An 11,268-nucleotide genomic window follows, 5' to 3' on the forward strand; every position below is an offset into this window, starting at 1 on the left:
AGGCACCTCTAAATTAGCGTAACAACGTAGTGCAACACCATTTGTAAAGATAGAAAACAAACAGCCCAGTAAAACTAGGCTGTTTGGTAATATTTAAGCAATCAGATGAAATTAGATTTTGACCTGATCACATGCTGGACATAACGCATAAATCCCTTTGGGATCATTAAACTGCACTAAAGGAGCCGTTTGCTCATCTAATGTTTTGAGCAATTGTCGCAGGGTTGGTGAACTGATCACGCTTTGCTCAACTAATTCTGCCGATTGTGCCATTAAATCAGCCATAAATTGTTCTTTAGCACTGAGCTCAGGGCGAATGACTTTCACTTCATAGTCTTCGAGTTGAGCTAGATTCACAGCGCGGCTAAGCGCCATGTCTAAACCACCTAGATGATCAACAAGTCCTATTTCCTTGGCATCCTTTCCGGTCCAAACGCGGCCTTGGGCTAACTTGTCCACTTTAGCTAGATCCATATTTCGCCCTTGGGCGACCACTGAAATAAATTGTTGATAGCCATTGTCTATGCCCATTTGAATGATTTGTTTCATGTAATCAGGCAAAGGTCGGGTCACATCGACACTACTTAAAGCGTGCGTGCCAACGCCATCATTATTTATGCCCATGTTAGCGAGCGCATTTTCTATGGTGGCAAACATGCCAAAAATACCAATTGAACCTGTTAGGGTTACAGGTGATGCTACTATCTCGTTAGCGGCCGACGCTATCCAATAACCGCCTGAAGCGCTGGTACTACTCATCGACACCACCACCGGCTTATTGGCTTGTTTTAGCGCTAAAATCTCTTGGCGCACTTGCTCAGACGCAAAAGCGCTACCACCGGGAGTATCAAGGCGCAGTACCACGGCTTTAACATGAGGATCAACGCGAGCTTGGCTTAATAGTTTGGATAAGGTTTCCCCACCAATCACGCCAATTGGTTGCTTACCACTCATAATTTGGCCGGTTGCAAAAATCGCCGCTACCTTATCTTGGCCTTGTTCTTGGTAGTTAAATACTTCGGGAATGGCGGCGAGGTAACTGTTTAAATCTATGTTTAGGTAGCCTTCACCTGATTTACTTTTGCCTATATTCGCCATTAAAAATTGCTTGGCTTGTTGCTGCGTGCGCAACTCATCAACTAACCCAGTGGCTTTCGCATAAGCGGCTTGGTCGCCATTGACGGCGCGAAGTCGACTTAAATAGCTGTCAATATTAGGCGCAACCGCGTCTTGGGCAATTTGTCGCTGATCTGAGACGGTATTAACATAACTGTCCCAAAGCTGATTTAGCCAGTGTAGATTGGCCGCTTTGCTCGGCTCTGACATATCGTCGCGAGTGTAAGGCTCAACAAAGGATTTGTAAGTCCCCACTTTAAATACATGGGGGGTGATATCGAGTTTCTCGATAGCCGATTTAAAGTACAAACGATAAACCCCAAGGCCTTGTAAAATGATAGCGCCTTGTGGATTTAACATCACTTCATCGGCATAGCTGGCTAAAAAATATTGGCTTTGGCTATAGAAATCACCATAAGCATAGATTTTCTTGCCACTGGTTTTAAACTTTTCTAGGGCATCGCCAATTTCAAAAAGCTTATTCATCCCTGTGCCCTGAAGCTGCTCGAGACGTAAAACGATCGCGGTGATGCGGTTATCGGCTTGGGCAAAACGAATAGCGTGGATCACATCGGTTAACGCAATTTCACGAAATTGATTAGGATCTTGGCCAAAAATCTCATTGGAGATTTCTTGAAACGGATCCACCGGGCGGCGCTCTTCAACAATTATCCCCGATAAATCCAAGGTTAAGGCGGCACCTTGGGGCACTTGAACACTGTTGTCGGTGTTAAATGCCAGCACAACCACGGCCACAATGGCGAGAAAAATTAAATTTAATATTAACAACCGGACAAAATTGATGGTTTTGCCTATGGTTCTAAAAATCCACTTAAATGCACGCAAAATCGTATTCCCTTCCTTAATTTATCGCTTCACTTTACTAGAGAAGCCATCAAGAAAAAACTCTTTGTGCTAAAGGTTTCATCTTGTTAGCTCAACTATTATGATATTGATTACTATTTAGCAAAGGAAGTCTCGCTTTATGTTAGCCATGGATTTACTACTTAAACGTCGCTCTTGTGCGCGCTTAACCGAGCCCGCTCCCGATAGCTGTGAACTTGAAACCATTATTCAAGCAGGCCTTCGCGCCCCCGATCATGGCGGCCTACACCCTTGGCGCTTTATTATTGCCCAAGGTGATGGCTTATTGCGTTTGGGTGATATTTATTATCAAGCCATGCAAGCTCAAGGTGCAGATGATGCTGCACTGCAAAAGGCACAAAATATGCCACAGCGAGCGCCTTTGGTGATCACTGTAGTTGCCCGTGTGACACCAGAGCATAAAGTCCCCGAAGTCGAGCAAGTGATTTCGGCAGGCTGCGCCGTACATGCGATGCAAATGGCTGCGCAAGCCCTTGGTTACGGTGGTATTTGGCGCTCGGGCGAATTGTGCTACAACCAAGACGTGGAACAAGGCTTAGGGTTAACCGAACACGAAAGTCTAGTGGGCTTTTTGTATCTAGGCACTAAGGTCGCTGAGCCGCCAGCGCCGAAAACCCTCAGCATGGATGACTTTGTCAGCTTTTTATAGTTAGTCGTATGTGATCAGGCGTGTTGCATTTAGTGCAACACGCTGGTGGCAATGATTGGTTAGCCCTTTGTTACTTGCGTTTTAATTACCAAGTTTGATTTATTCAGTTTAAATTACCCAATTTGAAATACCAAAGGGATAGCTTGCCTTAAGTTGGAATGATTAAATGGATTTAGAGTTGACCTATGCGCAAGTTGATTTGAATAAAAGCTTAGCAATTTGCCTTGGTTTTCGAAAAGATGCTTATAAGGTTAGCTATGGCCATGACGCTGGCTACAGCGAACACGAGACAGTTGAATGGTTTGAATACTTGTCAGAGCATAATCCGAGTGGTTTTTTACACGTTATGGCTGGCGACGAAATCATTGGTCAGCTTGAGTTCAAGGCTGGACTTGAACTAGAAGACGCAAGGTTAGGTGGCTATGTTAATCTGTTTTATCTTGACCCTGATTGGCGAGGCTTAGGAATAGGCAAATAAGATAATTGCCAGTTGAGTTTGGTGAGGTTATCAGTTGGGTGTTTCGGCCATGGATTGGTGGGTTGTCATTGTGACGTGTAAGCTAGCTTAGCCAAGGAGTTAAGATGGAATTCATGCTGGTTGTTATATTTGTCATCATTATGATTGTTCTAGTTTGCGGGAATGATCCTTTGCCAAAACAGTATCGTCGGCGTGTCTGTACGGGACGTCGTTGGCAGCGGGCCTTTCCTGATGCGACTAAGCAAGACATCCGACGCTTTTTAAGTGATTTCACCTTGGCATTTGCTTTTGATGAGCGAGACAGGCTGCAGTTTGCACCAACAGATAAAATTCTTGATATCTATCGTGCGCTTTACCCCCATCAATGGATGGCAGATTCGCTAGAAATAGAAACCTTGGCTGAAGACATAGACGCTAAGTATCAGATAAAGCTAATGGATATATGGCACGATGATCTGACTTTAGGGGAGGTTTATCGTGCAACGCGCATATAACTAGCTTATCCAGCAAAGGGAGCGGAAGTGAGTTAGCGCAAAAAGTGGTAGGTGTACTATCTTGCTGCCCTGTTATTTCGCTGTTATTTCTATTTCGTCTAGGCATTAAGGTCGCTGTGTCGACAGTGCGCAAGCTTTATAACCAGCTTCTTGCTATCTATTCAAGCTCCTCGTTTTTATCTGCTTTGCGATAATACCCCATCAAACTCCTCTGTCAGTTATGCTCCAATCTTAACCACGATAATACTGAGCTAGGTAAATCAACTTAATTTTTACCAGTGAGCCCTGTTTTATAGTGCATAAATAAAGAAAATATGCATAAATCAATATTTATTAGTCACTGCAATATCAAATATACTTAACAGCGAATCACGTTTAGCGCGTTGATATACATAACTTTAGGGGGAAGAGTGAAAAAATTGGCACTTGTTTTTGGTTTATTACTCACTGTATTCAGTCCGTGGTCATTAGCAGAGGGCAAGGGTGAATGGATTGAAATTGGCCATAAAACGGTATCGTTTAAATCTGAAACCGACGAAGTAAAGCCATATATGGCAGAGCGTGCCGTCAGCAAAATTAAGCTGCATGTTGACCAAGGTACGGTGCGAATCAAAAGCGTAAAAGTCTTCATGAGCAATGGCGATGAAAAAGAGTACGACGTGTTGGGACTGTTGAATAAGGGCATGGAAACACGTGCGCTAGTCTTACCCAAAGGGGAAGATATAAAACTAGAGCGTATCGAGCTAGGCTATGATTCTCTCGGTAATGTATTGATCAGTAAGCGTGCCAAAGTAACCATTTTGGGTTTTAAACCTGCCCAATAAGCTCCCCTCGCGTTTGATTAACTTGCGCTAGTGGCCGAAAATCTGCTGCTAGCGCGTTCAGTTTACGGCTGCAATATCATTCAATAATCGGCTGCTGTTTTACTGTACTTTACACCTCTGATTGAGGAGAAAGTTATGACTAGCCAAATTATTGCAATGATAACATTTGCCTTTGTTGGCGCTGTTACACCGGGTCCGGTGAACCTGCTTGCAACCAGTACTGCAGCATCGCAGGGCGTGGGAGAGGCGATAAAACACGTGGTGGCAGCCTCATTTGCATATGCTTTAGTGGTGGCTCTGTGTGGTGTGCTAATGCAAAGTCTGTTAACCGTGTTACCCGCTTTAGAAACATTAATGCAATGGTTTGGCAGTGCATTTTTGCTGTACTTAGCGTACCAGATTTTTACCGCGCCTAGCGTCCCGTTGGCTCATCAAAAGCGGACTCAATCTGGCTGGTGGACGGGCAGCATCACGCAGCTGTTGAACCCCAAAGCATGGCTTTATGCTTTGTCGGGTGTGAGTATATATGTGCTCGGACAGCACCATAAAATGCTATGGTTAGCCCTGTATGTTTTGGTGTCACTGCTGGTTTGCTTGGTGGGAATTGGTGTTTGGGCTTGGTTAGGGCATTGTTTAGCTCAGCAGCTTTCGTATCCGCATCGACAAACTCTGTTTAATCGGGCGATGGCACTGGTGCTCACTCTTTCGGTCGTGGTGATATGGATATAATCAAATGAAGCAAGATACCAGCACGCACTTTAAGCAAAGCTCGCTTCTGCCTTGGGTTGAAATGCGGGTAGCGAATCAAAGTCGCGCTTGTTATGCGGCGCATTCTCATGATGAATTTTCGTTTGGTATGATTGATCAAGGCGCTGCGATTTACAAAAATCGTCATCACAGCCATGATGCGGGGACAGGTGATATTGTCACCATTAATCCGGCTGACTTGCATTCATGTAACCCCAAAGCGGGGCTTTGGTCTTACAGCATGCTGTTTGTGGATGCCTTGAAAATGGGTGAGATCCAGCGTGATCTAGTCTCACTTAATGCGCGCCAGAAAAGTGTAGATTACATCCCGTTTAGGCATGATTTAGAGCGTAGCCCACTGATCAGAAAAGGATTTGTAGCCTTATTTAGCGCCTTATTAGCCGCCGAAAGTGAATTGCAAGCCGAGCAGGCTTTATATGATTTTGTGGCGGCGTGCTTTTGGCAGCAAGCGCCTGTCGCGCGTAATCTCAGTCACGTTTCGGTGCTTAAGCGGGTGCGCGATAAAATGTGTGATGAGCTAAACACACTGCAGTCGCTAGAATCCCTTGCTAATGAAGCGGGGATGAGTCGCTATCAGTTTATCCGCGCTTTTCGCCATCAATTTGGCCAGCCCCCTTATGCCTATCTCATTGACGAAAAGATCAAGCGGTCAAAAGCCATGCTAAGGCAAGGGCAAAGCATCAGTGAGGTTGCGCTCAGCTTAGGCTTTGCTGACCAAGCACATTTTCAGCGCAATTTTAAAAAGAAATTGGCGGTTACACCTAAGTATTACCAATCCCATTTTGTTTGATGTTGGCAACAGGGGGATTTCATCTGGTTGGGTTTAATCTTGCGGGTAAGCACACGCTATGTGTTCATGCATTTATGAACCTGATTTAGTGTGATAACGGCACGAAATTATCGTCATCGCTTGGTCATCGACAGCGTAAAAAAGCCGATTAGTGTCATCAATATGGCGAGACCAAAAACCAGTTAGGCTTTGAATATATTTGGGTAATTAAGAGCTTTATAAGCCGCCTTGCATGCCTTAATAATTTCGGCTCTTCTGCGCTCTTTTGACCAGCCATTAATGCATTCACAATGCCATTCGTCCTCGAGAACTGGAAATTCTCCCAAAGAGGCGGGGACACCAAGTTGAATGCTTGCGTTATATATCATTGAGGCGCCAGCTTCTGGGGTTAAAGAACCGTCGATCACCTCTTTCATTAAAACTCTGGCATATCCTTCTATGGCGTCTTCATCACAGGGGCGATTGATATTGAGCTCATTTAAAACCCTATTGAAATAATCATCGGCCTCAAACTCGTTTATTGGTTTCAGGAGAGTCGCAAGGACAGCAAGATGTGCCGAATCCACTCCTTGCTCAAGCAAGTTCATAGCCCAAGCGCACTTATACTCACTTGTGCCAGAGCCCATCGCAATTTGCCCAAGAACTTTATATGTTTCAATTTTCTGCGAATCGGAGAACATTTTCCCTCAGAGTCTAACGCTGCTCAATTGGCCAAAAATAGTGGGTTAAACGTGTAGCAAATCGAAGTGTAACTCACTGTTTTAGATTTGTTTATATTCCCTGTATGTATTTTTTCAGCGCGTTTTAATTATGACTGGATCTAAAATACATAACGCTTCAAACACTAGCTTATTAACTGTGGGCCTGAATAAGCTCATTTACCCACTCTTTAAGTTTGGGAATTACTTCTTGGGTTTCTGACTCAAAGCCCTCTTCATGAAAGTAACCCTCTGTTTCGATTTTATACTGCCAATCTCTACCTTCCTGATGTACTGAATAAGGTATTCCCTCTAGGGCTTCGATTGAGTCGTACACTTTTTGTGCAAAAGCATCTCGATCTTTACGATTTTTATCGTATTCATCTATTTCGACTAAAAGCCTTTCTAAAACGGATTTATTCGACATTGCTTTCTCGATGCTTTTGTACCGAAGGATGACCGGACAGACACATAAAATAATAGGCATTGTTATACCAAGGCACCATAACAATCGCAAAAGAGATGACTGTCCAGTTACTCTATTTGGTAAAAATGACCTATTGATGCCATAGTCGTTTGTTAGTTTGCGTGCCAAAGTGACACAGAGATTGATTATTGCACACTTTAAGACCATAATACACATGTGACACTTTGACACAATAGGAGATAACATTATGGCGACTACTTTGCCTCGCATCACCGCTAGAGTTGATGTCGATACACAAGACTTACTTACTAAGGCTGCCGCGATCGCTGGCATGTCTAGCATCAACTCGTTTGTTCTAAGCGCTGCAATCGAAAAAGCCAAACAAGTCATCGAACGTGAGCAAGCTTTAAAACTGAGCCAAGTTGATGCGATGTTGCTCATGGAAGCTTTAGACCGTCCTGCAACACAAAACTCAAAACTAAAAGCTGCAGCTGATCGATACGAGAGCAAAACTCAATGATGAATACGGTACTTCTAGATAAAGCTAAACATGATAGAAACCGATTTAACTGTGGCATCGAAGCTCTCAATAATTACTTAAAAGGAATGGCGAGTCAGCAAGCAAAGAAGGACAACACCAGAACGTTTGTTTTGGAAGATGATAGCGAAAACTCACATGTCATCGGCTTTTACACGCTAACAATGGCACCAATTGACTTAAAGGCATTGCCTGATAAGTTACAAAAAAAGCACCAATCATCCACCTCTGGTGGTCTGATTGCCCGTCTTGCTGTCGATGACCGATACAAAGGGAAAGGCTTTGGTGAGTGGCTGCTTATCGACGCACTCAGAAAGCTATTAGCCGCTAGTGATAGCGTTGCATTTCCAGTTGTTATCGTTGACGCTAAAGACGGAGCAAAACATTTCTATGAACGCTATGGTTTTCAAGCATTTCAAGATGCTGAAAACAAACTCTTCATCACCATTGCAGATGTGAGAGCAAGCTTATTCTAGTGATCCGCTACCTATAGTAACGCTAAGCTAAGTGGATAACAAACCAACCACCCAACTAAATATGACCACTTATAACATTGAACTTAACCGAACCAAAAATGACAAGCGTTTGTTAGTTCGTCTTGAGCGCCTTGATAATCATTGAGCCTCCTCCAGCTACCTTTAACCTAGGTATGCTAACGGTGACAAAACCAAACGGAGAAAGCTCAAAAAGAGAGTAACAGGCCACCCATCACTTTTTGCGCTAACTCACATCCTGTTCCATAGTTAGCAGACCACTTATGAGCAGGATGTGGCCATGACTTTATCTCGCGAGCAGTTGATTTGCCCTGAATCAACGCCTTATTACCATGTCACCAGCCGCTGCGTGCGTCGCGCTTTTTTATGCGGCATCGACCACTACACTCAAAAAAGTTACGAACATCGTAAGCCTTGGCTGCTGGATAAAATCAGACAACTCGCCAGTATTTTTACCATAGATATCTGTGCTTACGCCATTATGAGTAATCATTACCATATGATATTGCACATTAATTTAGCCGATAACCGTGATTTATCGGATGTTGACGTCGTGGACCGCTGGCAACAATTGTTTGCTATGCCCATGTTGGTGGATGATTGGCGAATGGGTAAACAACAGAGCAATGCTCAACAAGAGGTGGTTGCTGAGTTGATTGCAAAGTGGCGTAAACGCCTTAAAGACATCAGTTGGTTTATGCGTTGTTTAAACGAAGATATCGCCCGCAGAGCCAATCAGGAAGACAAGTGTAAGGGCCATTTTTGGGAAGGGCGGTTTAAAAGCCAAGCCTTGCTGGATGAAAAAGCGCTGCTGACGTGCATGGCTTATATCGATTTAAATCCAATACGTGCCGATATGTGCCAGCGCATCGAAGAGCAAGAATACACCTCGATTTATGAGCGGATACAGCAATATAAAGCAAAGCAAGATGCCAATCAGGTAACGAAATCCGAACTATTGCCCTTTGAGCGTCAATTTGATTCACGCCAACCCCATGAAATTCCATTCTATTTTGAAGAGTACCTGCAATTAGTCGACTGGACAGGGCGCGCCATTCGTGATGATAAGCGTGGCTACATTCCCGCCAATCAACCAAAGCTTTTGCACGAGCTGGGCATTGAGCAAGATAGCTGGCTGCAACTTGTCAGCCACTTTAGCCGTAGCTTTGGCAGCGCAGCAGGCAGCTGGGAACACCTCACAGCACATAGCATCCAAGCAGGTCACTGCTGGACACGTGGCCAAGCAGCATGTCACCGACTGAGTGGATTTGGCTAATTTTTCCCAGCTGTACAAACTAACTGCGTAACTTGCTTAACAAGCAAGATTGATCATGACTAAAAATTACACATCCAGTCAGAGCTACGGATTTCTAATAACATTTTAGCCAAACCTTTCGTTCATTAATGAATCAGTAGTGAACCTTTTCAGCAAGTTCCAGCCTTTTGCGCTGGCTTTTTGTGCGCCAGCTTCAACCATCAAATCGCGGTTATTTAGATGGCTGTCCAGTATTTGGTACACTTTAAGCGATCATCGTGCAACAAATCTAATTGGGGAAAATTAATTGCCTCACAGATAATCGTTGCAGTCTGTACGGTTCGTCCAAGCGGGCTGCAATATACTTGATATTTGTGTCCAGACAAATGCTTCTTTAACTCAGCGCCAACTGAACGTGCTTGTGCTTTTCCTTTGTTCGTGAGCGGCGAATTGCAATGTCCTTGCAGTCTTTGCTCTGAATTAAACACCGTCTCACCATGCCTTATAACGTATATCTTCTTAGTCATTTGTTAATCCAAAATACAACAATAACTATCAAAACTATACGAACCGTTCTGTTATTGCAAAACGTTAAATTTGAGTCAATTTTGACTCGGTAGCATAACGCCAAATTAAGGTGTGAACAACGCAGACACCTTACCTAAGGCATTGTGCCATAAACACTAAATTGGCTTGAAGTGACAGCGCCGAGCGGTGTGAATCATTCTTAGTCTCTTGTTAGGCGACTTATATTCAGGTGCAAAGCGCTGTTATTTTGCACCTTTTTCCTGTTGATTTTGATGATTTATCAAACTCAATTTGCAATTTCTTCATTGTGCCTATTACTGATTGAGATAAGTTTACATTCTCAATTACAAAACAGCCGTTTGACTCGCACCTTTTATCAAACCTAATATGTTCATCACCGTGAGAACCTATTCCGTAGCTGTCAATTACGATAAATGCTGGAGCTTTTTCTAGAATGCAATCAAGAACGTCAGCTGTAATTGAAGTGTCCATAGCTCCATACTCTGCTGTTCCATAGATATTTCTTTCGATATTCCCAGTAAACAACACAAGTGCTTTTCCTGAAAAATCTGAACCCGAAATATCACTAAGTAACGGCATTCTAACAGTACAGTCTAAAACCTCAGCTTCAACTTCATATTTCGCCTCTTCTGGCTCTGAGTCATAACAATCTATGTGTGTTCCAATGTGACCAAAAGCGCTTACAGAATCCGACTGTTTTTTTGCCCACTCATACGCAGGGTGCCCTTCCTCTACCAGTAGGCTTAATTGTTCTTTGTGCATATACAGCCTCGACTAAATTGAAACGAGTTAAAGGTACTCTGTTGTTTAAAAAAGCCAATTGACGCCTAACGCCCACTTATGAGTTTTTATACCAATAAGTTTCAGACTCATAAAGAATCCCTTTGTTTGGCCAAGGTCCTGAACTTAGCTGGCTTTTGGCTTCGTCAATTTCTCTGGAGTTTAGTGGCCTCCAAGTTTTACTTCGCTTGATGCCATCCACTTCGCTAACAGGAATAGGATATTCTTTTAGTAGCTTTGCTTGAGCTTCAGCAAGAGAATAACCATTTGCTCCACCTTTAGAACATGGGTTTGCAAGCTGGACACCGTCGTCTTCCCAGTTGCAGACTTCACAAATCATGTAACTGCCATAATTGTCTTCTACGGTTTTAAAACCACAAACTGGGCACGGTAGTTCGTCAGTCATCTTTACTCATAACGCCCGCATAAAGCGCGGCTAATACGTAGGTTGCTTTGTGTTAATTTGGGAGCGACAGCGAACGACACAAAGCAACCGGAGTATTGGCCGTCGATTTTAATGCGA

15 protein-coding genes and 1 pseudogene are annotated in these 11,268 nt (G+C 43.7%); 9 read left to right on the forward strand and 7 right to left on the reverse strand.

Translation table 11 applies throughout. The annotated features are described in order from the left end of the window. Positions 1–111: 111 nt before the first annotated feature. Positions 112–1,962, reverse strand: coding sequence for a signal peptide peptidase SppA (gene sppA, locus ACK8OT_RS06135; protein WP_410195609.1), 1,851 nt, complete (start codon positions 1,960–1,962; stop codon positions 112–114). A 139-nt stretch (positions 1,963–2,101) separates the two neighbouring features. Between sppA and ACK8OT_RS06140 the strand changes: the two genes are divergently transcribed. The 6 genes from ACK8OT_RS06140 (at position 2,102) to ACK8OT_RS06165 (ending at position 6,004) form a co-directional block, all read left to right on the forward strand. Next, positions 2,102–2,650 carry an NAD(P)H nitroreductase gene (locus tag ACK8OT_RS06140; RefSeq protein ID WP_410195610.1) on the forward strand — a complete coding sequence of 183 codons (549 nt, stop codon included), beginning with the start codon at positions 2,102–2,104 and terminating at the stop codon, positions 2,648–2,650. Positions 2,651–2,816: 166 nt separating this feature from the next. Further along, entirely contained in the window at positions 2,817–3,128 is a 312-nt protein-coding gene (locus ACK8OT_RS06145) for a GNAT family N-acetyltransferase (protein WP_410195611.1), read from the forward strand. Between the two features lie 104 nt (positions 3,129–3,232). Beyond that, positions 3,233–3,622 carry a hypothetical protein gene (locus tag ACK8OT_RS06150; RefSeq protein ID WP_410195612.1) on the forward strand — a complete coding sequence of 130 codons (390 nt, stop codon included), beginning with the start codon at positions 3,233–3,235 and terminating at the stop codon, positions 3,620–3,622. A gap of 410 nt (positions 3,623–4,032) precedes the next feature. Beyond that, complete coding sequence (locus ACK8OT_RS06155) at positions 4,033–4,446, forward strand: hypothetical protein (RefSeq protein ID WP_410195613.1); 414 nt, start codon at positions 4,033–4,035, stop codon at positions 4,444–4,446. 135 nt (positions 4,447–4,581) lie between these two features. Further along, positions 4,582–5,175: a LysE family translocator gene (locus ACK8OT_RS06160; protein ID WP_410195614.1), complete on the forward strand. Its 594-nt coding sequence runs from the start codon at positions 4,582–4,584 to the stop codon at positions 5,173–5,175. A 4-nt stretch (positions 5,176–5,179) separates the two neighbouring features. After that, entirely contained in the window at positions 5,180–6,004 is an 825-nt protein-coding gene (locus ACK8OT_RS06165; RefSeq protein WP_410195615.1) for an AraC family transcriptional regulator, read from the forward strand. 72 nt (positions 6,005–6,076) lie between these two features. On the opposite strand, the pseudogene ACK8OT_RS06170 reads toward ACK8OT_RS06165, so the two are convergent. The 3 genes and pseudogenes from ACK8OT_RS06170 to ACK8OT_RS06180 all read right to left on the reverse strand — a co-directional run. Further along, positions 6,077–6,196, reverse strand: a pseudogene (locus ACK8OT_RS06170) (type II toxin-antitoxin system YoeB family toxin); the annotation flags it as partial. After that, entirely contained in the window at positions 6,187–6,684 is a 498-nt protein-coding gene (locus ACK8OT_RS06175; protein WP_410195616.1) for a cyclin family protein, read from the reverse strand. The pseudogene ACK8OT_RS06170 and the gene ACK8OT_RS06175, both read right to left, overlap by 10 nt. Before the next feature lie 172 nt (positions 6,685–6,856). Continuing rightward, entirely contained in the window at positions 6,857–7,129 is a 273-nt protein-coding gene (locus ACK8OT_RS06180) for a hypothetical protein (RefSeq protein ID WP_410195617.1), read from the reverse strand. A gap of 247 nt (positions 7,130–7,376) precedes the next feature. Between ACK8OT_RS06180 and ACK8OT_RS06185 the strand changes: the two genes are divergently transcribed. From ACK8OT_RS06185 to ACK8OT_RS06195, 3 genes are all read left to right on the forward strand, one after another. Then, on the forward strand, positions 7,377–7,649 hold the full coding sequence (locus ACK8OT_RS06185) for a type II toxin-antitoxin system TacA family antitoxin (protein ID WP_410195618.1): 273 nt from the start codon (positions 7,377–7,379) through the stop codon (positions 7,647–7,649). Further along, positions 7,646–8,143, forward strand: a complete 498-nt coding sequence (locus ACK8OT_RS06190; RefSeq protein WP_410195619.1) for a GNAT family N-acetyltransferase — start codon at positions 7,646–7,648, stop codon at positions 8,141–8,143. Before ACK8OT_RS06185 ends, ACK8OT_RS06190 begins: the two co-directional genes overlap by 4 nt. 298 nt (positions 8,144–8,441) lie before the next feature. Continuing rightward, a complete protein-coding gene (locus ACK8OT_RS06195) occupies positions 8,442–9,437 on the forward strand; it encodes a transposase (protein WP_410195620.1) in 996 nt (331 codons plus the stop codon). A 215-nt stretch (positions 9,438–9,652) separates the two neighbouring features. Here ACK8OT_RS06195 and ACK8OT_RS06200 read toward each other — a convergent pair whose 3' ends face one another. The 3 genes from ACK8OT_RS06200 to ACK8OT_RS06210 form a co-directional block, all read right to left on the reverse strand. Then, on the reverse strand, positions 9,653–9,943 hold the full coding sequence (locus tag ACK8OT_RS06200; protein WP_410195621.1) for a phosphoglycerate mutase family protein: 291 nt from the start codon (positions 9,941–9,943) through the stop codon (positions 9,653–9,655). 226 nt (positions 9,944–10,169) lie between these two features. Then, positions 10,170–10,727: a hypothetical protein gene (locus ACK8OT_RS06205; protein ID WP_410195622.1), complete on the reverse strand. Its 558-nt coding sequence runs from the start codon at positions 10,725–10,727 to the stop codon at positions 10,170–10,172. A 76-nt stretch (positions 10,728–10,803) separates the two neighbouring features. After that, positions 10,804–11,151 (reverse strand): CPCC family cysteine-rich protein, encoded by a 348-nt coding sequence (locus ACK8OT_RS06210; protein ID WP_410195623.1) that lies wholly within the window; start codon positions 11,149–11,151, stop codon positions 10,804–10,806. Positions 11,152–11,268: the final 117 nt, after the last annotated feature.

Source organism: Motilimonas thetidivivens (assembly GCF_046452435.1).
GTDB lineage: Bacteria > Pseudomonadota > Gammaproteobacteria > Enterobacterales > CBDFNC01 > Motilimonas.